21 protein-coding genes are annotated in these 26,759 nt (G+C 70.2%); 6 read left to right on the plus strand and 15 right to left on the minus strand.

Annotated features, from left to right (window positions below):
- Positions 1-129: 129 nt before the first annotated feature.
- The 6 genes from FK267_RS10225 to FK267_RS10250 all read right to left on the minus strand — a co-directional run bounded on the left by FK267_RS10225 (position 130) and on the right by FK267_RS10250 (position 8,434).
- Positions 130-1,425, minus strand: a complete 1,296-nt coding sequence (locus FK267_RS10225; protein ID WP_141407103.1) for a glutamate-5-semialdehyde dehydrogenase — start codon at positions 1,423-1,425, stop codon at positions 130-132.
- A gap of 34 nt (positions 1,426-1,459) precedes the next feature.
- Positions 1,460-2,629, minus strand: coding sequence for a glutamate 5-kinase (gene proB / locus FK267_RS10230; RefSeq protein ID WP_232622397.1), 1,170 nt, complete (start codon positions 2,627-2,629; stop codon positions 1,460-1,462).
- Positions 2,626-4,248: a GTPase ObgE gene (obgE, locus tag FK267_RS10235; protein WP_075374417.1), complete on the minus strand. Its 1,623-nt coding sequence runs from the start codon at positions 4,246-4,248 to the stop codon at positions 2,626-2,628. The genes proB and obgE overlap by 4 nt, the downstream gene beginning before the upstream one ends.
- 86 nt (positions 4,249-4,334) lie before the next feature.
- Positions 4,335-4,592 carry a 50S ribosomal protein L27 gene (gene rpmA, locus FK267_RS10240; RefSeq protein WP_003785909.1) on the minus strand — a complete coding sequence of 86 codons (258 nt, stop codon included), beginning with the start codon at positions 4,590-4,592 and terminating at the stop codon, positions 4,335-4,337.
- Positions 4,593-4,661: 69 nt separating this feature from the next.
- Positions 4,662-4,982: a 50S ribosomal protein L21 gene (gene rplU, locus FK267_RS10245; RefSeq protein WP_004565174.1), complete on the minus strand. Its 321-nt coding sequence runs from the start codon at positions 4,980-4,982 to the stop codon at positions 4,662-4,664.
- 176 nt (positions 4,983-5,158) lie between these two features.
- Positions 5,159-8,434: an Rne/Rng family ribonuclease gene (locus FK267_RS10250; RefSeq protein WP_141407104.1), complete on the minus strand. Its 3,276-nt coding sequence runs from the start codon at positions 8,432-8,434 to the stop codon at positions 5,159-5,161.
- 621 nt (positions 8,435-9,055) lie between these two features.
- Here FK267_RS10250 and FK267_RS10255 point away from each other — a divergent pair.
- From FK267_RS10255 to FK267_RS10275, 5 genes are all read left to right on the plus strand, one after another.
- A complete protein-coding gene (locus FK267_RS10255; protein ID WP_075415048.1) occupies positions 9,056-10,615 on the plus strand; it encodes a cytochrome ubiquinol oxidase subunit I in 1,560 nt (519 codons plus the stop codon).
- A 21-nt stretch (positions 10,616-10,636) separates the two neighbouring features.
- On the plus strand, positions 10,637-11,770 hold the full coding sequence (gene cydB / locus FK267_RS10260) for a cytochrome d ubiquinol oxidase subunit II (RefSeq protein WP_141407105.1): 1,134 nt from the start codon (positions 10,637-10,639) through the stop codon (positions 11,768-11,770).
- Between the two features lie 66 nt (positions 11,771-11,836).
- Positions 11,837-13,612 (plus strand): thiol reductant ABC exporter subunit CydD, encoded by a 1,776-nt coding sequence (gene cydD / locus FK267_RS10265; RefSeq protein WP_198498089.1) that lies wholly within the window; start codon positions 11,837-11,839, stop codon positions 13,610-13,612.
- Positions 13,609-15,522 carry a thiol reductant ABC exporter subunit CydC gene (cydC, locus tag FK267_RS10270; RefSeq protein ID WP_141407106.1) on the plus strand — a complete coding sequence of 638 codons (1,914 nt, stop codon included), beginning with the start codon at positions 13,609-13,611 and terminating at the stop codon, positions 15,520-15,522. The genes cydD and cydC overlap by 4 nt, the downstream gene beginning before the upstream one ends.
- 14 nt (positions 15,523-15,536) lie before the next feature.
- Positions 15,537-17,630: a GAF domain-containing sensor histidine kinase gene (locus FK267_RS10275; protein ID WP_075378223.1), complete on the plus strand. Its 2,094-nt coding sequence runs from the start codon at positions 15,537-15,539 to the stop codon at positions 17,628-17,630.
- 47 nt (positions 17,631-17,677) lie between these two features.
- On the opposite strand, the gene FK267_RS10280 is transcribed toward FK267_RS10275, so the two are convergent.
- The 6 genes from FK267_RS10280 to coaD all read right to left on the minus strand — a co-directional run bounded on the left by FK267_RS10280 (position 17,678) and on the right by coaD (position 22,233).
- On the minus strand, positions 17,678-18,337 hold the full coding sequence (locus FK267_RS10280) for a response regulator (RefSeq protein WP_020991587.1): 660 nt from the start codon (positions 18,335-18,337) through the stop codon (positions 17,678-17,680).
- Between the two features lie 101 nt (positions 18,338-18,438).
- Complete coding sequence (mutM, locus tag FK267_RS10285; RefSeq protein WP_141407107.1) at positions 18,439-19,515, minus strand: bifunctional DNA-formamidopyrimidine glycosylase/DNA-(apurinic or apyrimidinic site) lyase; 1,077 nt, start codon at positions 19,513-19,515, stop codon at positions 18,439-18,441.
- On the minus strand, positions 19,515-20,309 hold the full coding sequence (rnc, locus tag FK267_RS10290) for a ribonuclease III (protein WP_075378225.1): 795 nt from the start codon (positions 20,307-20,309) through the stop codon (positions 19,515-19,517). Before rnc ends, mutM begins: the two co-directional genes overlap by 1 nt.
- On the minus strand, positions 20,309-20,899 hold the full coding sequence (locus FK267_RS10295; protein ID WP_004565184.1) for a YceD family protein: 591 nt from the start codon (positions 20,897-20,899) through the stop codon (positions 20,309-20,311). The genes rnc and FK267_RS10295 overlap by 1 nt, the downstream gene beginning before the upstream one ends.
- Positions 20,900-21,097: 198 nt before the next feature.
- On the minus strand, positions 21,098-21,649 hold the full coding sequence (locus tag FK267_RS10300; protein ID WP_141407108.1) for an ATP synthase subunit B family protein: 552 nt from the start codon (positions 21,647-21,649) through the stop codon (positions 21,098-21,100).
- Positions 21,646-22,233 carry a pantetheine-phosphate adenylyltransferase gene (gene coaD / locus FK267_RS10305; protein ID WP_141407109.1) on the minus strand — a complete coding sequence of 196 codons (588 nt, stop codon included), beginning with the start codon at positions 22,231-22,233 and terminating at the stop codon, positions 21,646-21,648. Before coaD ends, FK267_RS10300 begins: the two co-directional genes overlap by 4 nt.
- Positions 22,234-22,347: 114 nt before the next feature.
- Here coaD and FK267_RS10310 point away from each other — a divergent pair, with 114 nt between their 5' ends.
- Positions 22,348-23,346 (plus strand): LacI family DNA-binding transcriptional regulator, encoded by a 999-nt coding sequence (locus tag FK267_RS10310; protein ID WP_141407110.1) that lies wholly within the window; start codon positions 22,348-22,350, stop codon positions 23,344-23,346.
- A gap of 112 nt (positions 23,347-23,458) precedes the next feature.
- On the opposite strand, the gene fucP is transcribed toward FK267_RS10310, so the two are convergent.
- From fucP to FK267_RS10325, 3 genes are all read right to left on the minus strand, one after another.
- A complete protein-coding gene (fucP, locus tag FK267_RS10315; protein ID WP_141407111.1) occupies positions 23,459-24,787 on the minus strand; it encodes an L-fucose:H+ symporter permease in 1,329 nt (442 codons plus the stop codon).
- Positions 24,787-25,215, minus strand: a complete 429-nt coding sequence (locus tag FK267_RS10320) for an RbsD/FucU family protein (RefSeq protein ID WP_141407112.1) — start codon at positions 25,213-25,215, stop codon at positions 24,787-24,789. Before FK267_RS10320 ends, fucP begins: the two co-directional genes overlap by 1 nt.
- 64 nt (positions 25,216-25,279) lie before the next feature.
- On the minus strand, positions 25,280-26,749 hold the full coding sequence (locus FK267_RS10325) for a rhamnulokinase (RefSeq protein ID WP_141407113.1): 1,470 nt from the start codon (positions 26,747-26,749) through the stop codon (positions 25,280-25,282).
- Positions 26,750-26,759 lie beyond the last annotated feature (10 nt).

The raw sequence follows: 26,759 nt of genomic DNA on the forward strand, positions 1-26,759 counted from the left end.
GTCGACCGTAACATGAATAAGAGGACAAAGCACCGGAGCACGACGCCGGGGAGTGACAGAACTGATCCGCGGGCTTGTCGCAATCAGCACAACTCCGCGGCGCCCGGTATCACTCGCGGGCGCGAGGGGTCAGGGACGGATGTGGCCGTCTCCCTCGACGATCCAGGTCGTCGTCGTCAGCTCGCTCAGTCCCATGGGGCCGCGGGCGTGGAGCTTCTGGGTGGAGATGCCCAGCTCGGCCCCCAGGCCCAGCTGTCCGCCGTCGGTGAAGCGGGTCGAGGCGTTGACCATGACGGCCGCCGAGTCCATGCCGGCGATGAAGTCGTTGATGACGCTCACGTCCTGGGCGAGGACCGCCTCGGTGTGTCCGGTGGTGTGGGCACGGATGTGGTCGATGGCCTCCTCCAGGCTCTTCACGACGCGCACGGCCAGGTCCAGCGAGCCGTACTCGGTGTCCCAGTCGGCCTCAGTGGCCTGTGTCAGGAGGACATCACGTCCAGCGGTCGTCGCAGCCTCGGTCAGGATCCGGTGGGCGGTGGGGTCAGCGTGCAGGACGGTGTCCTTGTCCCACAGGGCGCGGGCGGCAGCCGGCAGGTAGGTGGCGGCGACGTCGGCGTGGACCAGGAGCGTCTCGGCGGCGTTGCACACGCCGACGCGCTGGGTCTTGGCGTTGACGATGATGTCCACCGCGGCCTCCAGGTCGGCGCTGGCGTCGACGTAGACGTGGCAGTTGCCCGATCCGGTCTCGATGACGGGGACGGTGGACTGCTCGACGACGGTGCGGATGAGCCCGGCCCCTCCCCGCGGCACCAGGGCGTCGACCAGGCCGTGGGCGCGCATGAGGGCGCGGGCTCCGTCCCGACCGGCGGCATCGACGCTGGTGACGAGATCTGCGGGCAGTTCCTGCGCCTCCAGGGCGCTGCGCAGGGCCGCGACGATGGCGGCGTTGGAGTCCTGGGCGGCACTGCCCCCGCGCAGGATGATGGCGTTGCCGGACTTGACGGCCAGGGCGGCGGTGTCGACGGTGACGTTGGGGCGGGCCTCGTAGATCATGCCGACGACGCCCAGTGGCACCCGGACCCGGCGCACTCGCAGCCCGTTGGGCATGACCGAGCCGTCAACGACCTGGCCCACGGGGTCGGGCAGGGCGGCCACCTCGCGCAGGGAGTCGGCGATGGCCGACAGCCGCCCACTGTCCAGGGCCAGGCGGTCGAGGAGGCCGGGCTTCATCCCGCCTTGGCGTCCGCGCTCCAGGTCGGCGGCGTTGGCCGCGAGGATCGCTTCGCCGTGCTCGATCAGGCTGTGGGCCATGGCCTCCAGGGCGGCGTCCTTGACGGCGCGTGGGGCCCTGGCCAGGCTCCGTTGCGCCACGCGGGCGGAGCGGGCGGTTGCGGTGACGAGCTCGTGGGCCTCAACGTCGTTCATGGGGACACCTTAGAAGACGAGGCCGATGGTGTCCTCAGACCCCGGCGATGCGGGGCAGCTCGGCCAGATCGTCGCGGTGGATCACGGGAGCCACGTGGTCGGGGGCGGGGGCGCCCTCGGCCCGGGCCGCCAGGACCTCGCGCAACTCGGCTGCGGCGTAGCGGCATATCCCCCGGGCCAGGACGCCCTCGGGGCCGACGACGTCGACGACGGAACCCGGCTCGAAGTCGCCGTCGAGGCCGTTCAGGCCCGGCAGCAGGAGCGACTTCTTCCCCACGGTCAGGGCCCGGGCCGCCCCGGCGTCGATGAGAACGCGCCCGTCGGGCTGGGAGGCGTGGGCCATCCACAGCCGGCGGCTGGGGCGGTGGGGACCGGTGGGCTCGAACCAGGTGCCCAGGTCTGCGGGAACCTGTTCCTGGCCCAGGAGCGCTGCGGCGTCGTCGGCCCGGGCGATGAGGGTGGTGGTGCCCGAGGCGCAGGCGATGGTGGCGGCCTGGAGCTTGGTGGTCATGCCGCCGGTTCCCACGAAGGAACCGCGCCCGGAGACACTGACCCCCGCCAGGTCCGCCGAGGAGCGCACGTGGCGGATGGGAGTGGCGCCGGGGGTTCCGGGGCGCGCGGTCCACAGGCCGTCGACGTCGGTGAGTAGCACCAGGACGTCGGCGGTCACCAGGTGGGCCACGAGAGCGGCCAGCCGGTCGTTGTCACCGAGGCTGAACTCGCTGGTGGCCACCGCGTCGTTCTCGTTGATGATGGGGACGGCTCCCAGTGAGAGCAGGGAGTCGAAGGTAGCGCGCACCGTGCGGTAGTGGCTGCGGATGGCGACGTCGTGGGCGGTCAGGAGGACCTGGGCGGTCACCAGTCCGTAGGCGCTCATCGCGGTCTCCCAGCGGGCGGCGAGCCGCCCCTGTCCCACGGAGGCGGCCGCCTGCAGGAGGCTGAGCTCGTCGGGGCGCCGGCTCAGCCCCAGGGGCACCAGCCCTGAGGCGACGGCCCCGGAGGAGACCAGGACGACATCGTGGCCGCGACTGCGCATACCGGCGATGAGGCCGGCGAGGATATCGATGCGGTTGAGATCGAGCCCGCCGTCGGCGCGTGTCAGGGAGGAGGAGCCGACCTTGACCACCACGCGGGCACCCTCAGGCAGGCGTTCCGGGCGCTTCTGCCCGCCCTCGGAGCCGGCATCGGTTGCTGCTGGAGTCATGGGTTCGCGCCTCGGTCCTCGTCGTCCCCGTGCCAGGAGGCGGCATCGGTCCACAGGCCCTCGGCGGCCTCGTCGCGCAGCTGCTGGCGCGCGGCCTCCTTGGCATCCATCATCTCGTGGTACTGGCTGCGCCGCTCCACGTTGGTCCGACGCCGACTGGTCTCCAGGCGCAGGTCGGTCCCTCTGGCGCCCAGCAGCTCGGGCCCGGTGGTCATCGTGGGCTCCCAGGTGAAGAGCACTCCCCCATCGACCTCGCCGATGAGGACGGTGTCGCCGGCGTGGGCGCCGGCCTTGACAAGCTCGTCCTCGACCCCGGCCGCGGCCAGGCGGTCGGCGAGGTAGCCGACGGCCTCGTCATTGGTGAAGTCGGTCTGACGCACCCAGCGCTCGGGACGCTGCCCGCGGACCTGGTAGACCTGCCCCTCGCTGGGATGGGCCAGCAGACGCACCTGGGCGACGCTCTCCTTCTCCCGGCGCCCGACCGCCGCGGGCCGGATGATGGGGCGCGGCTCACCCGAACCGTCAGTCCCACCGGGCTCGCCGTCGCGCTGGGACATGGCAGGAGCGGCCTTCCGGGCCCGCTCGACCTCACTGGCCAGGGCGAAGGACAGGGGGCGCAGCCCCGTGTGCGCGACCGCGGAGATGATGTGAACGGGCAGTCCCCGGGCCTCGATGTCGGCGCGCACGAACTCGGCGAGCTCCGCGGCGTCGGGGACATCGACCTTGTTGAGCACCACGATGCGGGGGCGCTCCATGAGGGGGACCCGGCCGGTGAGGGAGGGGTTGTCCTCCTGCTCGCCGAGGCGCTCGGAGTAGGCAGCGAGCTCGGCCTCAATGGTGTCCAGGTCGGAGAGGGGGTCGCGCCCCGGCTCGAGGGTGGCGCAGTCCAGGACGTGGACGATGACGGCGCAGCGCTCGATGTGCCGCAGGAAGTCAAGTCCCAGACCTTTGCCCTGGGAGGCTCCGGGGATGAGTCCGGGGACGTCGGCGATGGTGTAGCGCACGTCGCCGGCCTCGACGACCCCGAGGTTGGGGACGAGGGTCGTGAAGGGGTAGTCGGCGATCTTGGGGCGGGCGGCGCTCATGGCGGCGATGAGGGAGGACTTGCCGGCGCTGGGGTAGCCCACCAGGGCGACGTCGGCGATGGTCTTGAGCTCCAAGGTGATGTCCTGGGTCTGACCGGGCTCTCCCAGGAGGTGGAAGCCGGGGGCCTTGCGCTTGGAGGAGGCCAGGGAGAAGTTGCCGCGTCCGCCGGTGCCGCCCTGGGCGACGACGACGCTGGTGCCCTCCCCCACGAGGTCGGCGATGACCTGACCGCGCGAGTCCTTGACGACGGTGCCCTCAGGAACGGGCAGGACGAGGTTCTTGCCGTCGGTACCGCGGCGCCAGTCCCCCATGCCGGGGGTGCCGTTGCCGGCCCGCTGGTGCGGGGAGCGGTGGTAGCTCAGCAGGGTCGTCACCCGGGGGTCGACCGTCAGGACGACGTCACCGCCATGACCGCCGTCGCCGCCGTCGGGCCCGGCCAGGGGCTTGAACTTCTCACGGTGCACGGAGGTGCAACCGTTGCCGCCGTCGCCGCCGGCCACGTGGAGGACCACTCGGTCAATGAAGCTGGGCATGGGGTCTCCTGTGAGTCCGGGATAGCGCGAGAGGGCGGACGGCAGGTGCCGTCCGCCCTCTCGCGACGTGGTGATGTGCTCGGGGCTCAGGCCTCGGGGAGCACGACGTTGACGACCCGGCGACCGCGGAAGGTGCCGAACTCGACGTTACCGGCGGCGGTGGCGAACAGGGTGTCGTCGTTGCCGCGGCCGACGTTACGGCCCGGGTGGAAGTGGGTGCCGCGCTGGCGGACGATGATCTCGCCGGCCTTGACGAACTGGCCGCCGAAGCGCTTGACGCCGAGGCGCTGCGCGTTGGAGTCGCGGCCGTTACGGGAGGAACCAAGACCCTTCTTGTGTGCCATGGTTGAAGGCTTCTTTCTTCTCGAGCGTGTGCGTTCAGGATGCCCGCGTACTGGCTGACGCCGGGGCGGTCACTTGATGGCGGTGACCTTGACGGCCGTCAGCTGAGCGCGGTGGCCCTGGCGCTTGCGGAAGCCGGTCTTGTTCTTGAACTTGAGGATGTTGATCTTGGGGCCCTTCTCGTCGCCGATGATCTCGGCGGTGACGGAGGACTTGGCCAGATCGGCGGCAGAGGTGGTCACCTTGTCGCCGTCCACCAGCATGACGGGGGCGAGGGTGACCTCGTCGCCGATCTCACCAGCAAGCTTGTCGACAACCACGACGTCGCCGACGGAGACCTTCTCCTGACGGCCGCCGGCCTTGACGATCGCGTAGACCACTTGAATGCTCATCTCTGTAGATTCTTCGAAAGGCTCTCACTCGCTGCAAGACCGGGATCGGCCTCGCCGGGAGGGCCCTGTCTGGGCAATGGCGCAAGAAGCACCGGCAGATAACTCTAGGCGATCATGTCGCCAGCACCAACCTCCGATCCGCCCCGTCCCCTGTGTTCTTGGGCACGGAGACGTCGTCAGGCCGACTCCTCCGGGGTGTCTGAAGAATTCTCCGGTGAGGGCGCGGCGCTCTTGGCCGCGGCCCGCCGTCGCGTCCTCCTCGCCGGCTTGTCCTCGGCCGGCTCAGACGGCGCCTCGCCGGGCTGCGGCTCAGCGGGGTCCTCGGAGGTCGCGACAGCCTTCTTCTCGGCCTTCTTGCCGGTCTTCCTCCCCGACTTCTTGTCCGCCTTGTCGCTCTTCTTCTCACTGGACTTCTTCGCCGGCTTCTTGTCAGCCGCCTTCCTCGACCGGCTCTTGACCGGCTTGTCCTCGACCGGGACATCCGAAGCATCCTGGCCATCGGCGGGCTGCCCGTTCTCCGCGGTCTGCGCCGCAGCGTCGGCGGTGTCACTCACGCCGGCCTCCGGGGCCTCAACGGCCCCCTGATCCTCATGAGACTCCTGTCCCTCCTGCTGGCTGTCCTTGTGAGCCTGCTCGGCGGCGGCCGCGATCTGAGCCAGGGCGCCGCGCACTGCCGCCCGAGCCTCGTCGTCGGCTCCGGGTTCTGGCGATGCGGCGACGTCGCGCCCTGCCGACGCCTTGCCGCGACCGGAGCCCTTGGGGCTCTTGGAGCCCTTGGTCTCCTGAGAGTCCTGCTTAGTCTCCTTCTTGCCCCCGCCGGCAGCCTGCTCCTCACGGTTCTTGCGTCCGCGCGAGCGCCCGCCCCCGCGCGAGGCGGAGGCCGACATGTCGACCTGCTGGTTCTCCACGGGCTCGTCGTGAACGATGAAGCCCCGGCCCTTGCAGTGCTCGCAGGTGGTGGAGAAGGCCTCGACCAGGCCCTGCCCCACCCGTTTGCGGGTCATCTGGACCAGTCCCAGCGAGGTGACCTCGGTGACCTGGTGGCGTGTCCGGTCGCGCCCCAGGCACTCCACGAGCCGGCGCAGCACGAGGTCCCGGTTGGACTCCAGGACCATGTCGACGAAGTCGATGACGACCATGCCGCCGATGTCGCGCAGGCGCAGCTGGCGGACGATCTCTTCGGCGGCCTCCAGGTTGTTGCGGGTGACGGTCTCCTCCAGCGTGCCCCCCGCGCCGGTGAAGCGCCCGGTGTTGACGTCGATGACGGTCATCGCCTCGGTGCGGTCGATGACCAGGGTGCCGCCGCTGGGGAGCCAGACCTTGCGGTCGAAGCCCTTGGCGAGCTGCTCGTCGACGCGGTGGGCGGCGAAGACGTCCTCGGGTCCGACCCAGTGCTCGAGGCGCTCGGACAGATCCGGGCTGACCTCGTCGATGTACTGCGAGACCGTGGACCAGGTGTTGTCCCCGGAGACGACGAGCTTGCGGAAGTCTTCGTTGAAGACGTCGCGGATGACTCTCACGGCGAGCTCGGGCTCACCCTTGAGCAGGACGGGGGCCTTGCCGCTGCCCTTCATGACGGAGGACGCCTTCTTGTCGATGGCCTCCCACTGGGCCACGAGGCGCTCGACGTCGGCGGTCAGCTGCTCCTGGGTGGCCCCCTCCGCGGCGGTGCGCACGATGACTCCGGCCGAGTCGGGCACGATCCGCTTGAGGATCTTCTTCAGGCGGCTGCGCTCGGTATCCGGCAGCTTGCGCGAGATACCTGTCATGGTGCCGCCGGGGACCAGGACCAGGTATCGGCCCGCCAGGGTGATCTGGCTGGTGAGCCGGGCGCCCTTGTGGCCGATGGGGTCCTTGGTGACCTGGACCAGGACGGTGTCGCCGCTGGAGAGGGCGTCCTCGATACGGCGGGGCCTGCCCTCCAAGCCGGCGGCGTCCCAGTTGACCTCGCCGGCGTAGAGGACGGCGTTGCGCCCCTTGCCCAGATCCACGAAGGCGGCCTCCATGGAGGGCAGGACGTTCTGAACCCGGCCGACGTAGACATTGCCGACCATGGAGGTCTGGGTGTGCCGGGAGACGTAGTGCTCCACGAGGAGCCCGTCCTCCAGGACGGCGATCTGGTTGAGGCCGTCGGACTCGCGCACGATCATCTGCCGGTCCACGGACTCGCGACGGGCCAGGAACTCGGCCTCGGTGACGATGGGACGACGGCGCCCGGCCGCCCTGCCCTCGCGGCGGCGCTGACGTTTGGCCTCCAGGCGGGTGGACCCCTTGAGGGCGGTCACCTCGTCACGCAGGTCACCACTGTCCGAGCGGGTACGGGAGCGACGTCGCCGGCGGCGCGATCCGGACACGGTACTCGTGGCGCTCTCCGCAGCGGCATCGGAGGAGGTCTCACGCGAGGGAGCCTCATCGGCGCTGTCATCCTCCGCGGCCTGCGACTCATCATCGGCGTCGGCGCGCGTCGGGTCTTCGCCACGCGAGCGCGAGCGCCGACCGCGCCCACCACGGCGCCGCTTGCGGCGGGCCCCGCCCTCGCGGGCATCCTCCGAAGAATCGGCCCGGGCCTCATCGGTCCCGTCAGCACTGTCAGTGCCATCGGCCTCTGAGACCTCGGCGGGCTCGGCGTCGGCCTCGTCGTGGGAGGAGCCCTCGCGGCGCTCCTGCGGGGCCCCGGTACCGGCGGCAGCCCGCCGACGCCGACGGCCGCGACCGCCACTGCGGTCGGCACGGGAGGACTCGGACTCAGCATCCTCGTCATGTCCCTGGGCACCGGTCCGCGCGTCGGAGCCCCCCTCATCCGCCTCGTCCTTGGCTCCCTGGTGACGCGAGGCAGTCGGCGCCTCCTGGGGAGCGGCGCTCGCCGCGGTGACCCGACGACGCCGACGGGCCCGGCTGGGGTCGGGGGCCTGGAACAGGAGCGAGGCGGCAGGAAGCCGGGGGACCTGGAGGTCCTCCTCCTCATCGAGGTTCGTGCCGGCGGGCTCGTCGCCTTCGTGGGGCTGGTCGGCTTCCTCGTCGTCGGTCTCGTCGATCTCAGCCGCCCCCTCGACCTGGTCCTCGAGATCCTCCTGCGCGGCTTCGCCGCTCGATGCATCCTCGGTCACGCCCAGCTCGTCAGGCTCGTCGGCCTCGACGGCGACACGGGCCTCGGCGGCGGGAGCCTCCTCAGGAGCGGCGGAGGCCGCGACAACCTTCCGGCGCCGACGCGGCGGGACCGGCTCAGCCACAGGAACTGCCGGGGCCTGCTGCACACCGGGTTCCTCAAGGCCGGAGATGGTGACGGTCTCCGAACTCCCCGCCGAACCGGGCTGCTCGGCAACGGGGGCCTGTGCGGGGGCGGCCGCGGCCGCGGTGACCCTGCGGCGGCGGCGCGGAGCCGGGGAGCTCACGGCCTCACCGTCGCCGTGCTCGAAGGATTCTGTTGATTCTGATGTGGTGCGACGTGCCATGGGGCTTGCACTCTCCGGGGCCGACGCCGTCGCCGTACCCTCGACGCGTCAGCGCGGTTGTGCCCCCTAGCGGGAGCAGCGAAAAAGTCTTGAGCGCACCCGCGAGGGCGCACACCTCACCTGACGTCCACTCAGACCGGGCTCGCAGCGGCGCATCTCAGGCGGCGCAAGGTCCTCGGACAGGGACGGTCGTAAGGCGCGGCTTCAGGTACTGGTACGAGGCACCCGACGCCGACTCGAAGTATCCCACACAAACGCCGAGATGCGCTTGTGCGACTCATGGCGCCCTCGATCTGCGTTCACGTTGCCCTCATCACGCCCCCAGCAGGCACCCACCCCTCGACCAGACACGCAGCAAGCCCCACCAACGTGTCACGGACTTTCATCCCCGTTCTGCGACAACCACACCTGCACCGCTTGCCCGATAAAGCGCCGCGACATCGCCTCGTCAGCGAGGCGCCCACAAGAAAAGAACCGGTCGGACCGCATACTGCGACACCTTCACACGCCACACGTTTCACGACATGACGTCATGGTTGCCTTATAATACTCCTATTGACCTGTAGGACGATCTACAGAGCAACCTATCGATCTCATCACCATCTCCGAAAGGTGGCGCGGATGGCCATCTCTCCTATGGCGCTGGACTCTCTGGATCTAGCGCGCTGGCAGTTCGGTATCACCACTGTCTACCACTTCATCCTGGTTCCGCTGACCATCGGGCTGTCCCCTCTGGTGGCTCTCATGGAGACGCTGTGGCGCAGGACCGGTAACAAGCAGTGGCTCGTGGCTACCAAGTTCTTCGGCAAGATCCTGCTGATTAACTTCGCGCTCGGCGTGGCCACCGGCATCGTTCAAGAGTTCCAGTTCGGCATGAACTGGTCGGAGTACTCCAGGTTCGTCGGCAACATCTTCGGTGCCCCCCTCGCCTTCGAGGCCCTGCTGGCCTTCTTCATGGAGTCCGTCTTCCTGGGCCTGTGGATCTTCGGATGGGACCGTCTGTCTCCCAGGCTGCACAACCTGTGCATGTGGGCTGTGGCCGCCGGCACGAACTTCTCCGCCTTCTTCATCCTCACCGCCAACTCCTGGATGCAGCACCCGGTGGGCGCCGTCGTCAACCCCAAGACGGGGCGCGCCGAGCTCGATGGCGTGAGCGGCTTCCTCAAGCTCCTGTCCAACGAGCTGGTGTGGGCCACTGTGCTGCACGTCATCTCCTCGGCTCTGCTGGTGGCCGCGGCCGTCGTCATGGGCGTGTCCGTGTGGTGGATGGTCAAGGCCGCCCAGGCCAAGCAGGACTTCGAGGCGCGTGAGCTGTGGCGGCGGGTCGCCCGTTTCGGGGCCATCACCATGGTGGCCGCGGGTCTGGTCACCGCCGGCACGGGCCACATGCAGGGTCAGCTGGTCGCCGAGTACCAGCCGGCCAAGATGGCCGCTGCCGAGGGTCTGTGCCACACCGAGGCCGGAGCCCCCTTCACCGTGGCCGCCTTCGGGGACTGCAAGAACGAGGACGGCATGGTCCGGTTCATCTCGGTTCCCGGTGTCTACTCCTTCATGGCCACCAACGACTTCAACGCCAAGCTCACTGGGCTCAAGGAGGCCGGCGACACCTACGCCAAGCAGTACGGCACCACCGACGCGCGCGGCAACGCCGTCGACTACAGCCCCAACATCATGGTCAACTTCTGGTCCTTCCGCCTCATGATCGGGCTGGGCATGGCCTCCATGGGCCTGGGGGCCCTGGCCCTGTGGCTGACCCGCTCCAACAGGCTCATCTCCCGCCCGGTTCTGGGCAAGGCGGCACTGGCCACCATGTGGCTGCCCTTCATCGCCTGCTCCTTCGGGTGGATCTTCCGTGAGATGGGCCGCCAGCCCTGGGTCATCGTCCCCAACCTGTCCGATCCGGTCTCCCAGGTCTACATGCTCACCGCCGACGGCGTCTCCTCCGTGGTCTCCTCGGGCACGGTGCTGGCCTCCATGGTCATCTTCACCCTGCTGTACGCCGCGCTCGGAGTGGTCTGGTTCGTCCTGCTGCGCCGCTACATCCGCGAAGGGGTGCGCACCCCGGTGCCGGACAAGACCGGCACGTCTGAGCAGACCGACCAGGACGGCAAGGAGACGGACTCCAGCGACGACTCCAATGACTCCTCCGAGGCCGCCCCGGCCCTGTCCTTCGCCTACTGAGCCGAGGAAGGTAGAAAACCCATGACACTGAGCATCCTCTGGTTCATCCTCATCGCCGTCCTGTGGATCGGCTACCTCACCCTGGAGGGCTTCGACTTCGGCGTCGGCATGATTCTGAAGATCCTGGGCCGCGACGAGCGCGAGCGGCGCGCGACACTGGCCACGATCGGCCCCCACTGGGACGGCAACGAGGTATGGCTGCTGACTGCCGGCGGCGCGACCTTCGCCGCCTTCCCCGAGTGGTACTCCACCCTGTTCTCCGGGGCCTACATCGTCCTGTTCATCATTCTGCTGTGCCTCATCGTGCGCGTGTGCGCCATCGAGTGGCGCCCCAAGGTCAACTCCCAGACCTGGCGCGACCGCTGGGACTGGGTCCACACGATCAGCGCCTGGCTGCCCTCCATCCTGTGGGGCGTGGCCTTCGCGAACCTGGTTCAGGGCATGCACATCGAGGTCGTCCAGATCTCCAACGGCGCCGTCGTCCCGGCCGCCCAGGTGCCGGCAGACTCCCTGGTGCCCGGTGCCGCCCACCAGATCACCGGGGGCCTGCTCACCATGGTGACTCCCTTCACTCTGCTGGGCGGAGCCGTCACCTGCCTGCTCTTCCTCAACCACGGTGCGCTCTTCGTAGCCCTCAAGACCACGGGTGACCTGTCGCAGCGCGCGCTGGGGATGTCGCGCCGGCTCGCCCCGGCGGCCACCGCGGTCACCGCCGCCTGGGCCCTGTGGGCGCAGCTGGCCTACTCGGGCAGCGCTCTGTCCTGGATTCCGCTGGTCATCGCCGCCGCCGGACTGATCGGCTCCCTGCTCATGGGACGTTCCGGGAGCGAGGGACGGGCCTTCGCCCTGCACTTCGTTGGGATCGCCTTCGCCGTCGTCTTCATCTTCGCCGCGATGGCCCCCAACGTCATGCGCTCCTCGGTGGACCCGGCCTACTCGCTGACGATCCAGCAGGCCGCGAGCGCCGACACGACACTGCTCATCATGAGCGTCGCCGCGGCGGTATTCGTCCCCGGGGTCCTGGCCTACACGATCTGGAGCTACAAGGTCTTCGCCTCGCGCATCAACGTTGAGAGCATCAATCCCGACGAGGGCGGGCTGCACCCCACGCTGGTGCGCGACTCGACCCAGCCCGAGGCGCACTTCGGGTACTGACGGACAGCGCCACGCATCGGCCGGGGGTCTCCGGGCCCTTGGACCTACTCCCCTATCCTTGAGCAGGTGAAGCCCCTCGATCCCCGGCTGATGCGTTACGCACGCTCCGCCCGCCGATACATCGCCGCCACCGCCGTCACCGGAATGGTGACCGCCGTGCTGGTGGTGGTTCAGGCCTTCCTCATCTCCGGTGCGGTCTCCTCAGTCATCTCCGAGGGGGCCGCACCGTCTGCCGTCAGGCCACTGGCGGTGGCTCTGGGCGGGGTCCTGGCGGCCAGGGCCCTGGTGGTCCTGCTCCAGGAGGTTCATGCCCACCGGTCCGCCACGGAGACCATCGTTGAGCTGCGTCGTCTGGTTCTGGAGCACGCGGCCCGACTAGGCCCCCGGTGGCAGGCGATTCACGGGACGCAGACGGCCACTCTTCTGACTCGCGCGCTGGACGACCTCGAGCCCTACTTCACCCGCTACCTTCCCCAGCTGGTGCTGGCCTCGACGGTGACACCGGCCACGGTGCTGGTGCTCCTCACCCAGGACTGGTCGGCCGCGGTGGCCGTGGTGTGCACCTTGCCCCTCATTCCGATCTTCATGATCCTCATCGGCAGGATGACTCAGTCCGTCTCCCAGGAACGTCTCAAGACCATGCAGGTCCTGGGCGATCAGGTGCTCGATCTCATCTCGGGCCTGCCCACGCTCAAGGCCCTCGGGCGCGAGCGGGGACCGGTCGAGCAGGTGCGCTCCTTGAGCCGCTCCTACCGGCGCACCACCATGTCGACCTTGCGGGTCGCCTTCCTGTCGGGGGCGGTCCTGGAGTTCATCACGACGCTGTCGGTGGCGATCATCGCCGTCCAGATCGGGTTCCGGCTCGTGGCCGGACGCATGGACCTGTTCACCGGTCTGCTCGTCCTCATGGTGGCCCCTGAGGTCTATCAGCCGCTGCGGCAGGTGGGTTTCCAGTTCCACGCCTCGGCCAACGGGGTGGCGGCGGCGAACGCCGTCTTCGAAGTTCTTCAGACCCCGGTGCCCGAGCACGGCGACCTGTCGGCCCCCGACCTGCGCTCGTCGACAATCGAGCTCGATGAGGTGTCCGTCGCCTCCCGGGGCGCGTGGGCCCCCGCCGGGCTCAGTGCCTCGATCCGGCCGGGCAGCCTGGTGGCGCTGACCGGCCCGTCAGGTGCGGGCAAGACGACGACGACGCAGGTCCTGCTCGGCCTGCTGCCCCCTGACCGGGGGCGGGTGAGGATCGTGCCGGACGGCGGCGCCCCCAGCGGCGTCATCGACCTCGCCCAGATCGATCCGGCCACCTGGTGGGAGCAGATCGCCTGGGTGCCCCAGCGCCCCACCATCACCCCGGGCACGGTGCTGGACAACGTCCTGGGTCATGCCGAGCCGGGAGCCGCGGCGGCAGAGGACGTACCCGACGTACTGGTCGAGGCGGCCCGGGCCACGGGCTTCGATGAGGTCGTGGACGGCCTGCCGCAGGGGTGGCGGACCCCGGTGGGCAGTGCAGGTGTGGGACTGTCCGTGGGGCAGCGCCAGCGTCTGGCCCTGACCCGTGCCCTGTGCTCGACGGCACCCCTGGTGGTCATGGATGAGCCGACCGCACACCTGGACGCGGCCAGTGAGGCCCACGTCCTGGACGCCGTCCGTGCGCTGCACGCCTCGGGGCGCACGGTGGTGGTCATTGCGCACCGTCCTGCGCTCATGGCCCTGGCCGAGCAGACCATCGCCGTGACGAGCCAACCGGTACCGCCGGCGGACCTCGCACCTGACCGGACACCTGACCGGGTACCTGACCAGGTATCTGCCCATGAGGCGGCGACGGCGCAGGAGGAGGCCCGGTGAGCACGGCAAGCACATTGATCCCTGAGCCCCCTGAGACCCCCGTGAACCCCGCACATCCGACAACCTCCGCCCTCTCCCCCGCGCTGTCCGCTGATGAGCGACGCTCCCTGCGCCGGGCGGTGGGCCTGCTGAACCTGGACCGCTCACGCTTCATCCTGGCCGTAGTCGCCGGGGCGGCGGGTATGGCCTCGGCAGTGTCCCTGTCCGGGGTAGCGGCCTGGCTCATTGCGCGGGCCTCACAGATGCCCGACGTCGTCGCACTGGGGGTTGCGCCGGTGGCGGTGCGGCTCTTCGGCATCTCACGCTCCGTGCTGCGCTACTGCGAGAGGCTCGTCTCCCATGACACCGCCCTGAGAGGCATGGGCGCGCTGCGCACCCGCCTCTATGAGTCCCTGGCCTCAGCCCGCACCGACACGGTTGCGGGCCTGCGCCGCGGCGACGTCCTGGCGCGAGTGGGCAGCGACATCGACGCGGTCGGGGATCTCGTGGTGCGCGCCTATCTGCCGGCGGCGGTCGCCGCCGTCCTGGGCGCAGCCACATGTCTCGGCGTCGGCGTGGTCTACTGGCCGGCGGGCCTCATCCTGCTGGCCTGTCTGCTGCTGTCGGGACTGGTGGGCCCGTTGGCCACCATCCGTTCGGCGAGAATCGCCGAGCAGGCCCGTCAGAGGCAGGCCACTGAGCTGTCCGCGGAGGTGCTGGCGGTCCTGGAGGGGGCCCCCGAGCTGTCCGTCTCCGGGCGTCTGGCCGACTCGATGCGCCAGGTCGTCTCCCGGGAGGAGAGCCTGACCCGTCTGCGGGACCGGGCCGCGGTACCGGCCGCGATCGCGGCGGCCGTGGACGTGGCCGCCATGGGCCTGGCGGTCCTGGGAAACCTGGTGGTGGGGGTGAGCGCCGTGTCCTCCGGGCAGCTGGCCCCGGTCTGGCTGGCAGTGATCGTCCTGGTTCCACTGGCCGCCTTCGAGGCCACCTCCGCGCTCGGCCCGGCCAGCGTGCAGCTGGTCAGGTCGGCCGGCGCCGCCTGCCGCATCGTGGAGCTCATCGAGGCCGCTGAAGCCAGTGCCGCCAGCGGCTCCGCGACGTCCTCCGCGCCTCTGGAGCTGCCCGAGCCCTCCGCCCAGGGCCCGTACCTCAAGGCAAGGGGGCTGGCGGTGGGCTGGCCGGGCGGCCCGGTGGTGGCCGAGGGCATCGACCTGGATCTGCGGGTCGGTCGCCGAGTGGCGATCGTGGGGCCGTCGGGGATCGGCAAGTCGACACTGCTGGCCACGCTGGCGGGGCTGCTGGAGCCTCGGGGCGGCACGCTGACGCTCGACGGCGTCCCCCCGTGGCAGGCGGCCCACTCAGAGGTGGCGGCCCGGGTGTGCCTGACCGCGGAGGACGCGCACATCTTCCACACCAGCGTCCTGGAGAACCTGCGCGTGGCGCGCGGGGACGTCACCCCCGCCGAGGCCGGCGAGCTGCTGAGCCGGGCCGGCCTGGGGAGGTGGCTCGAGGCTCTTCCCAAGGGAGTTGAGACCATCATCGGCACCGATGCCACCACACTGTCAGGTGGGGAGCGGCGTCGGCTCCTGCTCGCCCGGGCCCTGGCGGCTCCGGCTCCCCTGATGCTGCTGGACGAGCCCGGTGAGCATCTCGATGCCCTCACCGCGGACCGGCTCGTGACCGACCTGCTGACAGCGGGCGACCAGGGCCGCGGCACTCTCCTGGTCACCCATCGCCTCAGCGCCCTGGAGCACGCCGACGAGGTCCTCGTCATGGGACACCGGCCGCAGGCCACCGGCGAGCAGGCCCCGGCGACTATCCTGCACCGAGGCAGCCACCGCGAGCTCCAGGACGTCTCCGAGACCTACCGGTGGTCGCTCTCCCAGGAGGATCAGGACAGGCAGCAGGACCACGTATCCGGTACGAGCTGAACGAGCTGAGCACGATGACGACACCCCACCCGCAGCACGCAGCAGACACTCTCGGCGAGAGTCTTGGCTTCCCCGGTGTGCCCGAGGACGCCCTGGAGGAGCTCGACGGCCCCCCGGCGCGACGTGAGGAGGCGCTGGCGCCCGCTTCGGAGGAGAACGCCGCGGCGGGGCGTCTGGCCTACGCCGTCCACGCCGACCAGCTGGTCTCCACCCGTGGCCGCCGGGTGTCGGCCCTTCAGCCGAGCCTGGACGAGGCGACTGTCGCCCTCATCCAGGCGGCCCTGAGCCTCACCAGCTCCCTGCGGGTCCCCGACGCGCTGCGCCGTCTGGTGGAGTCGGCCTGCTCCATCACGGGTGCCTCGTGGGGAACCATCGCCGTGCTCAACCACGCGGACATGGATGTTGACCCGGCCGGCCCCCTCTCGCCCGATCCCTCCGGCGCGAGCTCGGGCACCGGTCTGTGCAGCGGGGTGCCCACGGCGACCCTCGATGAGCTCGCCCAGATGGCCGGCGCCCCCGATACCGCCGGTACTTCACACGCCTCCTCTGAGTCCCTGCTCAGTGGGCTCGAGGGCACCGGGATGGTCATCGACAACGACCTGGGCAGGGCATCGGCCTTCACCGGTGCCATCGAGGGTGAGGAGACCGGCAGTCTGCTCTCGGCCCCGCTGCGCCTTCACGGCCAGGTCTACGGACATCTCTACCTGTGTGACAAGCCGGGGGGCTTCACCCGCTCGGACGCCGACGCCGTCCTGACCCTGGCCCAGGCCGCAGCCGTCGCCGTGGAGAACGCCCGCCTGTACCGCGAGGCCCGTGACCGCGAGCAGTGGATGGTGGTCTCCCAGGAGCTGACGACGCTGCTGCTCTCGGGCGCCGAGGAGGATGACGCACTGACGCTCATCGCCCACCGTGTCCGCCAGGTCGCTCACGCCGACACCGCCGCCCTCATCCTGCCCAGCATCGGGGAGCGCTGGATCTGCGAGATCGCCGACGGCGAGCACGCCAGGGAGCTGATCGGCACCTTCTTCCCGCCCGAGGGTCGGGCCCTGACCACCCTGGCCCATCAGACCGGCCTGGTCGTGGACTCCCTGGAGGACGCCTGGGGCGACGGCGACCTGATGGTCCCCCAGCTGGCCCAGTTCGGGCCGGCCCTCTACGCCCCCATGATCCACCGGGGGCGGGGCGTGGGGGTGATGCTGCTGCTGCGCTCCCCCGGCGCGGCGCCCTTCACCGCCCAGGACCTGGAGATCGCCGAGCTCGTGGCGGGGCAGGCCACCATGGCCTTCGAGCTGGCCGACGCCCAGCACGCCGAGGAGATGGCCACGCTGCTCGATGAGCGGGCCCGGATCGGCCGGGATCTGCACGACCTGGCCATCCAGCAGCTCTTCGCCACCGGGATGCAGATCTCTGCGGCCCGGGAACGGCTGGCCTCCAGCGCGCAGGCGGACCTGGATGCGGTGTGCTCCGTGCTGAGCACCGCCCTGGAGGCGGTGGACGACTCCGTGGGCCAGATCCGCTCCATCGTGCGTTCCCTACGCGATCGCGATGAGGAGGTCGGGGTGATCGAGCGGCTGCGGCGCGAGGCCTCCCTGGCCCGCAACGCCCTGGGCTACGCCCCCTCGCTGCTGCTGAGCGTCGACGGCCGGGGTCTGGCCCAGGTGGACCGCGACGAGGAGGACCGGCTCATCGGCTCGGTCGACGCCGCCGTGGCACCGGACATCGCCGACGACATGGTCGCCGTCGTGCGTGAGGGACTGAGCAACGTGGCCCGTCACGCCCACGCCTCCTCGGTGACGGTGGACGTCAAGATCGAGGGGGTGCAGCCGGGCTCGGAGCAGTGCTGCGGCCCCGGCGACGACGAGGGTCACGCCTCGGGCGACGCCGAGCCCTTCCGGGGCAGCCCGGTGGTGGAGATCGTCTGCCGTGACGACGGCGTCGGGGTGAATCCCTCAGTGACGCGCCGTTCGGGGACGGCCAACATGGCCGAGCGGGCCCGCCGCCACGGCGGCAGCTTCGTCATTGGTCCACGGGCCCGCTCCGACGGCGAGCGACGCGGCACCTGCTTCACCTGGCGAGTGCCCTTGGACGGGGGCGGCCGGGTGCGCTGAGTCCGCGTGCGCCCCTCAGTGGCGGGCTCAGCGCGCAGAAGGACCCGTCAGCTGTTGCGCCAGCCTGAGGCTCGCTGACCGGCGACCCAGGCGGCGACCTGGGTGCGTCGCTGCAGACCCATCTTGGCCAGCAGGGAGGTGATGTGGTTCTTGACCGTCTTCTCGGCGACTCCGAGCCGCTCACCGATCTCCCGGTTGGACAGGCCGTCGCCGATGAGGTCGAGGACCTTGCGCTCGGCATTGGTCAGGTCGGCGGTGGGGTCGTCGTGGTCCGCCCGGCGGCGCGTCACGGTGCGCTCGTCGAGCAGGACGCGCCCGGAGGCGACGGCCCGCACGACGTCGCTGATCTCGGCACCGTGGACCGTCTTGAGCAGGTAGGCCCGGGCACCTGCCGCCAGGGCCTCGGCCAGGGCCTCGTCGTCGTCGAAGGAGGTCAGCACGATCGGCAGGGCCTGGGGCACGGAGTCCCTCAGCTCCTGCATGAGCTCGATGCCGGTGCCGTCGGGCAACTGGAGGTCCACGAGGATGACATCGGGGCGGACCAGCTCGGCCCGACGCACCGCCTCAGCCCGAGATCCCGCCTCGGCGACGACGTCGAGCCCATCAGCGCGGTCAATGATCTCGGCGATGCCGCGACGGACGATCTCGTGGTCGTCCACGATCATGACGCGAACGATCTCCGACGATGGGGTGTGTGCCATACTCATGACATTACCAGGGTATGGAAACCTACGTCACAACCCTGGCAGCGCTGTGGCGATGCTGCGGTGATGCTGTTGTGGAGGCTGCCTGCGAGCACTGGCGGCGCCTACCGGTGCCGGCGCGGACGGGTCTGGCAACGGGGACAGTAGGTGTGAGAACGCCCTCCCAGAGTCTCACGCACCATGGTGGCCTTGCAGCGGCGACACTCCAGTCCCTGGCGCCCGTAGGCGCCCAGCTCGCGGGCGAAGAACCCGGCGGCACCCTCGACATCGACGTAGAGGGCATCGAAGCTCGTGCCACCGACCTCAAGGGCCCGGCGCATGACCTCAGCGGTGGACTCGAGGATCCGGGCCACCACCCGCGGGCCGAGACCGGTTCCCGGACGCAGGCCGTGCACCCCGGCCTCCCACAAGCCCTCGTCGGCGTAGATGTTGCCGATGCCCGAGACGAGTCCCTGGTCGAGCAGCTGGGTCTTGATGGCGCGCCTCGAGGCGCGCAGCCGGGCGACGACGCCGGTGGGGCCGGTCAGCTCCAGGGCCGGGTCGAGCAGGTCACGGGCGATATGGGTGGCGTCGGCGGGCAGCAGCGGCCGCGGGTCGCCCGTTCCGCCGGGAGCGCCGTCAGCGGTGGGGGTCAGGTCGACGACGTGCAGGCCACCGAGCATGCGCTGGTCGACCAGGTCGAGGACCGCCGCGCCGTCACCGTCGTCACCATCGGCGCCGTTGTCGCCGCCGAGGCCGGTGCTGAGGTGGAGGCGCACTCGCAGGTGGCGGGCGGAGGTGGAGATGTCCCGCACGTAGCGGGGCTGCTCGGTAGCACTCAGGTCCGCTGGGCGCCCGCCGGGCAGAGTATCCGGATCGGCCAGGAAGGCCGCGGCACGGTGGGACTCCGGGGCAGCGTCAGGAGCGGTCGCGACGGTGGTGCCGCGCACGAGCAGCTGGCCGCTCATGCCCAGGTGGGCCGACAGGGCGCGTCCGTCATCCAGGGGCAACCACAGGAACTTCCCGCGGCGGACGGCCGCGGTCAGGGTGCGCCCGGTGAGCTGGTCGACGAAGGCCTGTGCTCCCCCGTCCTGGCGGCGCAGCGGACGCGGATCGAGAACCTCGACGCGGGTGACGGTGCGTCCGGCCACGTGCCGGGCGAGACCGGCGCGCACCACCTCGACCTCGGGCAGCTCTGGCATCAGATCGTCTGGGAGCCCTGCCCGGTGAGCAGGTCGGCGCGCAGGGCCTCGTTGACTCCGGGCAGGTTGAGGCCGCCGTCGCCCCGGGCAGCCAGGATGGCGGCGTAGGCGGCCTCGGCGGCGTCATGCTCGGCGACCTTCTTCGAGCTGCCGGTGCCCTGCCCCAGGACCTCGCCGTCAACGATGGCACTGGCGGTGAAGACCCGCTGGTGATCGGGGCCGGTTCCGGTGACCTCGTAGGCGGGGTTGCCGAGCTGGTGGACGGCGGTGAGCTCCTGGAGGCTCGTCTTCCAGTCCAAGCCCGCGCCGCGGGTGCGGGCAGAGTCCAGGAAGCGGGAGACGAGCCGGGTGACGACAGTGCGGGTCTCCTCCAGGCCGTGGGTGAGGTAGGTGGCGCCGATGAGGGCCTCGACCGTGTCGGACAGGATGGAGTCCTTGTCCCGCCCGCCCGAGAGCGCCTCGCCCTTGCCGAGCTTGATGAACTCCCCCAGTCCCAGGTCGCGGGCGACGGCGGCCAGGGCCGGCTCGGAGACGGTGGCCGCACGCATTTTGGCGAGCTGGCCCTCGGGGACCTCCGGGTGGGTGCGGTAAAGGTACTCGGTGACGATGATGCCCAGGACGGAGTCGCCCAGGAACTCCAGGCGCTCGTTGGTGGGCAGGCCGCCGTTCTCGTGGGCGTAGGAGCGGTGGGTCAGGGCCAGGTCGAGCAGGTCGGCATCGATGCTCGGCCCCCAGCGGTAGACGAGGGCCTCGGTGTCGGTGCGCGCGGGCGGGGCGCTGCGGCGCTTGGCCATCAGGCCTGTTCCTCCCCGCTCGTGGGCGCGTCCTGCTCGCCCTCCTGACCGGTCTCGGTCTCCAGCAGGCCGGCCAGGGCGGACCAGCGCGGGTCAAGGACCTCGTGATGGTGGTCGGCGGGCAGGTCCTCGAGCCGCTTGCCGCAGTCGGGGCACAGTCCGGGGCAGTCGGGGCGGCACAGGGGCTGGAAGGGCAGCGTGGGCACCAGGGCGTCGCGCAGTGCCGGCTCGAGGTCCAGCGTGGTCTCCCCCACCGCCAGGAGGTCCTCTGCCTCCTCATCGCCTTCGGCCCGCTGGGCCTCGATGACCTCGGGGAAGAGGTAGAGCTCGTCGATCCTCACGCTGCGGTCCTCATCGAGGTCGCGCAGGCAGCGCACGCACTCGCCGTGGACGTGCAGGTCGGCGTCGGCCTGCGCCAGGACGCCGTCGTCCATGGAGGTCAGGGTGACGTCGAGGGCGAGGTCACTGCCCTCGGGCACGCCGATGACCTCGGTGCCCAGGTCGGCGGGGGCGGGGGTACGGATCTGCAGGTTCTTGACCGAGCCGGTGGCACGGGGCAGGTCGACGATGTCGACGACGAGTCCTGACATGGTTTCCTCCACAGCGGGTTGACCGCGCCGCATCCAGCGATGACCGAGGGGCCCAAGCGGCATGATGTCCGCGTGATGCCCAGGTGATGTACCAGGTGATGCACCAGGTGATGCACATGGTGCTGGGCGGCTGGTGGGCGGGGTGATGGACGAGGTGTCTGACGCGAGCGTACCCGGTGGGGCTGCGGCGCCTCTGGTTCAGTGGGCGGAGGGGTCCACGGACCAGCCCGAGCGACGGCGCACGGGCTCCTGGATCTCCATCGGCTGGCCCGCGCCGTCCCCCAGGCGGCCGGCCAGGACCTCACGGCCGGCACGGATCTGCTCGGCGACCTTGGCGACCTCGGCCTCCAGGGAGGCCAGGGTGCGGTCGGAGTACTCATCGGCCCCGTGACGCAGGGAGGCGGCCTTGTCCTCCGCCGCGGCCACGATGCTGTCAGCCCGGTCATTGGCCATGCGCACGATGTTCTCCCCGGCCACGAGCCGCTCGGACTCCTCCTGGGCGTACTGGACGAGCCGTTCGGACTCGGCCCGCCCCTCAGCCAGGACGGCGTCGGCATCGGCGACGATCTTCTCGGCACGGCGAACGGCGCTCGGGACCGCGTCACGAGCCCGGTCGATGAGGTGCAGGGCGTTCTCCCGGTTGACGATCGCCGAGGCGCTCATCGGCATGGATCGGGCGTTGCTGATGAGCTCGTCGAGCTCATCGAGGATGCGCAGCAGGTCGTCTCCGGCATCGCGGCTGGTCGTCACGGTAGGTCCTCTCGAGTGTGGTCGGCGCCGACGAAGCGGCTTGGCGGGGTCCCGGGCGGGACGAGTCCTGAGTCGACGCCGTCGTGAGCCGCAGACCCGGGGGCCTGAGCCAGCCGGACCGCCAGGGCGTGGGCCACAGCGGGCGGGACGAGGGCGGAGACGTCCCGGCCATAGCCGGCGACGTCCTTGACGAGGGAGGAGGAGATGTGCGCGTAGGCGGCGGACGCGGGCAGGAAGACCGTCTCGGGCGCCCCCATGTCGCGGTTGAGCAGGGCCATGGGCAGCTCGGCGTCCAGGTCGCTGCCGTTGCGCAGGCCCTTGATGATGGCGCTCGCACCGCGCCGGCTGCAGTAGTCGGCCAGGAGCCCGGGGACGATGTCCACCTCGACTCCGGGCAGGTGGGAGGTGGCCTCCCTGGCCAGGCGGAGGCGTTCGTGGGCGTCGAGCAGGTGGCGCCCGGCCTTGGCGGCGTTGTGGGCGATCCCGATGACGACGACGTCGAAGAGCGTGGTCGCACGGTCGGCGATGTCGACGTGCCCCAGGGTGAGGGGATCGAAGCTTCCGGGGTAGACGGCCAGGCTCATACGGTCACGCTACTGGTTGGGCCCACCGCCGTGCGGGACGCGCGCCGCACCACCCTCGCCAGCACGCCAACGCGGCACCCCGGAGTCCTGGGGCGGCGCTGCTATATTTCCCTTGTGTCCACACGCGTGACCCTCAGTGACGTGGCCGAGGCAGTCGGAGTCTCAGCGCAGACCGTCTCCCGCGTACTCAACAACCACCCGTCGGTCCGTCCCGAGACACGTCAGAAGGTTCTGGCGGCCGTTCAGGCACTGGGTTACGAGCCGAACCTCGCCGCCCGCTCACTGGCCTCGGGCTCCTCCGGGGCGGTGGGAATCCTGCTGACTGCCGGGCTGTCGCACGGGATGGCCTCCACCTTCTCCGCGATCGCCAGGGCGGTGCGCGAGCGGGGGGACACCTTCGTCCTGGCCACTGCCGAGGGAAGCGACCCGGAGTCCGTGCGACAGGCACTGGCTCACCTGCACGGTCACCGCGTGGCGACCATCGTGGTCCTGGCCCAGCGCGCCGACGTCCTGACCATCCTCTCCTCCCAGCGCCACCGCGGTCCGGTCGTGGTCATCATCGCGGGTCAGCACGAGTTCGCCGAGCTGGCCACCGTCTCCATCGACCAGGCCCTGGGAGCCAGGCTGGCAACCGAGCATCTTCTGGCTCAGGGGCGCAGCCGCCTGCTGCATGTCACCGGGGACCTGTCCTGGCAGGACGCCTCGGAGCGGCTGGCCGCCTACCAGTCGGTGTGCGCGCAGGCCGGGATCCTCGGTCGCTGGGTGGGCACGGACGCCTGGACGGGAGAGGCCGGGGCCAAGGTCGCCAGGCGCCTGCTCGACAGCGGTCTGCCCGACGCCGTCTTCGCCGCCAACGATGACATCGCCCTGGGGCTGTGCCATGAGCTGCTCGCCGCCGGCGTGAGGATCCCCGACGACGTCGCCGTCGTCGGCTTCGATGACATCCCCCTGGCACGTTGGGCGACCCCGTCCCTGTCCAGCGTCACGCAGGACTTCGACGCCCTGGGACGGGCCGCACTGAGCCTGTCCGACGAGATCGTCGAGGGCGCCCCCGCCCGCAGTGTCCGCCTGGAGCCAACGCTCGTCGTCAGGGCGACATCAACCAAGGCCTAGCGCCGGCGATCACCTTTCCAGGCGGGCCCACTGGACCCACTGGGCCTGCGAAGCTCTGCACGCCCGGCTCGTACTGAGTGGGCGCACAGAGCTCCGAGGTAAGAGGCGACCGTCAGGAGGCGCTGACGGGCCTGGGCGTGCGCAGCGTGTAGACCCCGTAGGCGGCCACCACCACAAAGCACCCGGCTACCGTGATGTAAGACACCGCAGGAGACGTCTTGTCCATGATGTAGCTCTGCACCAGAGGCATGGTGGCTCCGCCGATGATGGCCATAACCAGGCCAGCGGCCCCGAACTTAGTGTCCTCCCCCAGCCCAAGGAGGGCCTCGCCGTAGATAGTGGGGAACAGCAGGGAGATGCACGCCGACAGGGAGACAATGGCCAGCACCCCCAGAATGTTGACGCTCACCATGGCGAACAGGGACAGGCCGACCCCGAGGGAGCACATGAACAGAAGCAGCTTTCGTGCGTCATACCGCCCCATGAGACCCACCATGAGGAACCGGAAGACCAGGAAGACGATGAGACTCGCCTGCAACCAGTATCCGGCGATCTTGTCCGACACCCCCAGGGCATCTGTGACGTAGTGCAGGGTGTAGGTCCAGATACAGGTCTGGGCGGAGACGTTGAAGTACTGCGCCACCACCCCGAAGCTGTAGCGCTTATTGCGCAGCAGGCGCGCGAGCCTGCCCGGCCCGCCGCTGTCACCCGCAGCCGATTCCACCGGCCTTTCCACGACCTTGACCCGGCCGATCATGACGGCCAGCAGGATGTAGAGGAGCCCGAGGGCGACATAGGGACCCATGACCGCCTTGAGCTCTGCGCTCTGGGTGGCCAGCAGCACCTCGTGGCTCATGGCCTTGCGCTGCTCGGCGGTGGCCGGGTTCACCTTGGGCAGGATGAGTAGGGCGGCCAGCAGCACCCCCAGATTGGAGCCGATGGGGTTGAATGCCTGCGCGAAGTTGAGGCGCCGAGTGGCATTGCGCTCCGGCCCCATCGACATGACGAAGGGGTTGGCACTGGTCTCCAGAATGGACAGGCCGGCAGCCAGGGTGAACAGGGCGGTCAGGAACACCGAGTAGGTCATGACGTAGGCCGCGGGGATGAACAGGAGCCCGCCGGTTCCCGCCAGCACCAGCCCGATGAGGACGCCGCCCTTGTAGCCCAGGCGGCTGTTGATGAAGGCCGCCGGGATCGCCAGGCAGAAGTAGGCCCCGTAGTAGGCGGACTGCACCAAGGAGGACTGGAAGTTGTTCATGGAGAACACGGAGCGGAAGACCTTGACCAGAGGATCGGTCATGTTTCCGGCCAGGCCCCAGGCGGCGAAGCAGGAGACCAGCAGACAGAAGGGCAGCACCATGCCGGGATACAGGAACCCCCGCTTGGCCGGCCCCTCCCGAACGGGAGCCTCCTCAGCCACGGACTCACGGATCGCAGTCATCACAGCACGCCCTTCTTGAGAATGAGATTGCCGTACAGGGCGGTCTCCCCGGTGAGGACAACGGCGTAGACGCTGGGGGTGTAGTCGTAGAAGGCCATGCGCTCAATCGTCTTGACGCTCACCGGTCCGGCATCCTTCTCGGCCTCGTTCCAGATCTCCTCGTAGACGTCCCACACCGGAGGCCGAGGGTCATCGCCCACCGTCTCCATGAGGGCCACCTGGTAGCTGCTGTAGCGGTCCAGGGGCATGAGCGTGAGGATGGACCGCAGCAGGTCGGGGATCCCCAAGCCGTCGGCTCGCACTGTAGTGGGGTGGAGGTGGTGCCCGGGGAAGTTCGCATCGGCCAGGAGAATCTCATCCCCATGGCCCATCTCGAGCAGGATCTTGACGAGTTCGGGTGACAGGTTGGCGGGAATGTTGCGGAGCATCGTTGCTCCTTTCGTGTGGTGGGTGTTCAGTTCAATGTGTGGTTACGCTCGACGTGCCTGGCGGTCAGTCGGCGGTGGCGTTGCCCAGCCGTTCCCGCATGGCGTCGAAGGCGCCGGGATCGGCGATGGTCCCGGAGGCCTCGACCTCCACGGAGCCGATGCTGCGGCGCAGCACCTCACCGCGAGCACTCGGGCCGAGGACCTCGGCGGCCTCGAGCTGGGCGAGGATGTTGCCCAGGGCACTGGCCTCCGGCGTGCCCACGATGACCTGGCGGTGGCAGGCCGCCGCCGTCATGGCCGGCAGGAGGCTGTTGCGAGCCCCGCCTCCCACCAGGTGGATCGGTGCCGCCGGGTCCAGCTGGTCGCCGACGACGTCCTGCAGCCCCTGGGCGTAGGCGGCGTGGGCGCAGGCGAGCGACTCGAGGATGAGCCGGACCGTCTGCGCCGGCCCCTCGGGAGCCACCTTGTAGTGACTGCGGCACCACTGGGCGATCTTGGCCGGCATGTCGCCGGGACTGGCGAAGAGCTCATCATCGGGGTCGATGACGACCCCGAGGGAGGCGCAGTCTCCCGCCGCCTCGACCAGCGCACCGGTGTCGGGCTCGTTCCAGGCTCGCTGGCACTCCTGGAGCAGCCAGAAGCCGGTGAGGTTGCGCAGCAGCCGGATGCCTCCGTCAGTGCGCACCTCGTTGGTCAGTCCGGCCCACAGCGCCGCTGCGTCCAGGACGGGGCTGGGAACCGCCGCCCCGATGAGGCTCCAGGATCCTGAGGAGATGAACAGGCGCACCTCGTCACCAGCCAGACCGAGCGCATGGACGGCGCAGGCGGTGTCGTGCCCGCCGGGACGCACGATGGTGATCCCCTCCGGGGTCGTCCCGGCCACCGTGGCGTCGTCGACGAGCGGGGGCATCCACCCCTCAGGAATCCCGGTGGCCTGGAGCACGCGAGCCGACCACTCTCGCGCCCCCGGTGAGGCGAGCCCCGTGGTCGAGGCGATCGCCCGCCCCGCCTGCACGGGAGCCCCGAGCAGGTGGGCCACGAGGTCGGGCAGGGGCAGGAAGCGATCCACCCGATCGATGAGGTCGGGCTCCTGCCTCAGGTCCGCGTAGAGCTGGTAGACCGTGTTGATCTGCTGGGGCAGGATGCCGGTCTCCCGCCAGGCGGCCTCCACAGGGAGGGCCCGGTCCAGGTCCGCGGCCCAGCGGGCCATGCGCCGGTCCCGGTAGGCACGCGGGGCGCGCAGCAGCTCTCCGTGGGCGTCGAGCAGGCCGTAGTCGACCCCCCAGGTGTCGATGCCGATGGAGTCGGGGGCCCGCCCCAGGCGCTGCGTCGCCATGACGATGCTCCGACGAACACCGTCCATGATGCGCTCGAGGTCCCAGGTGAGGGTGCCGTGGTCGTCCACCGCCTGGTGGTGGAGGCGGAAGACCTCCTCGGTGCTGATGGTGCCCTGCCGGTAGCTTCCCAGGACCGCTCTCACGGAGCTGGAGCCGAGGTCGAGGGCCAGGGCGTGGTGCTCGTCGGTGCTCGTCATGGCGGCGCCC

The organism is Actinomyces oris (assembly GCF_006546825.1).
Taxonomy (GTDB): domain Bacteria; phylum Actinomycetota; class Actinomycetes; order Actinomycetales; family Actinomycetaceae; genus Actinomyces; species Actinomyces oris.

Bases quoted from the DNA above. Each gene is read 5' to 3' on its own strand.
- FK267_RS10295 (WP_004565184.1), bottom strand. From the start codon at position 20,899: ATGTCAGGACTCGTCGTCGACATCGTCGACCTGCCCCGTGCCACCGGC.
- rplU (WP_004565174.1), bottom strand. From the start codon at position 4,982: ATGAGCATTCAAGTGGTCTACGCGATCGTCAAGGCCGGCGGCCGTCAG.
- coaD (WP_141407109.1), bottom strand. From the start codon at position 22,233: ATGAGCCTGGCCGTCTACCCCGGAAGCTTCGATCCCCTCACCCTGGGG.
- mutM (WP_141407107.1), bottom strand. From the start codon at position 19,515: ATGCCAGAGCTGCCCGAGGTCGAGGTGGTGCGCGCCGGTCTCGCCCGG.
- fucP (WP_141407111.1), bottom strand. From the start codon at position 24,787: ATGACTGCGATCCGTGAGTCCGTGGCTGAGGAGGCTCCCGTTCGGGAG.
- rpmA (WP_003785909.1), bottom strand. From the start codon at position 4,592: ATGGCACACAAGAAGGGTCTTGGTTCCTCCCGTAACGGCCGCGACTCC.
- cydB (WP_141407105.1), top strand. From the start codon at position 10,637: ATGACACTGAGCATCCTCTGGTTCATCCTCATCGCCGTCCTGTGGATC.
- FK267_RS10325 (WP_141407113.1), bottom strand. From the start codon at position 26,749: ATGACGAGCACCGACGAGCACCACGCCCTGGCCCTCGACCTCGGCTCC.
- proB (WP_232622397.1), bottom strand. From the start codon at position 2,629: ATGACTCCAGCAGCAACCGATGCCGGCTCCGAGGGCGGGCAGAAGCGC.
- FK267_RS10225 (WP_141407103.1), bottom strand. From the start codon at position 1,425: ATGAACGACGTTGAGGCCCACGAGCTCGTCACCGCAACCGCCCGCTCC.
- FK267_RS10255 (WP_075415048.1), top strand. From the start codon at position 9,056: ATGGCCATCTCTCCTATGGCGCTGGACTCTCTGGATCTAGCGCGCTGG.
- FK267_RS10250 (WP_141407104.1), bottom strand. From the start codon at position 8,434: ATGGCACGTCGCACCACATCAGAATCAACAGAATCCTTCGAGCACGGC.
- obgE (WP_075374417.1), bottom strand. From the start codon at position 4,248: ATGCCCAGCTTCATTGACCGAGTGGTCCTCCACGTGGCCGGCGGCGAC.
- FK267_RS10320 (WP_141407112.1), bottom strand. From the start codon at position 25,215: ATGCTCCGCAACATTCCCGCCAACCTGTCACCCGAACTCGTCAAGATC.
- rnc (WP_075378225.1), bottom strand. From the start codon at position 20,309: ATGGCCAAGCGCCGCAGCGCCCCGCCCGCGCGCACCGACACCGAGGCC.
- FK267_RS10275 (WP_075378223.1), top strand. From the start codon at position 15,537: ATGACGACACCCCACCCGCAGCACGCAGCAGACACTCTCGGCGAGAGT.
- FK267_RS10280 (WP_020991587.1), bottom strand. From the start codon at position 18,337: ATGAGTATGGCACACACCCCATCGTCGGAGATCGTTCGCGTCATGATC.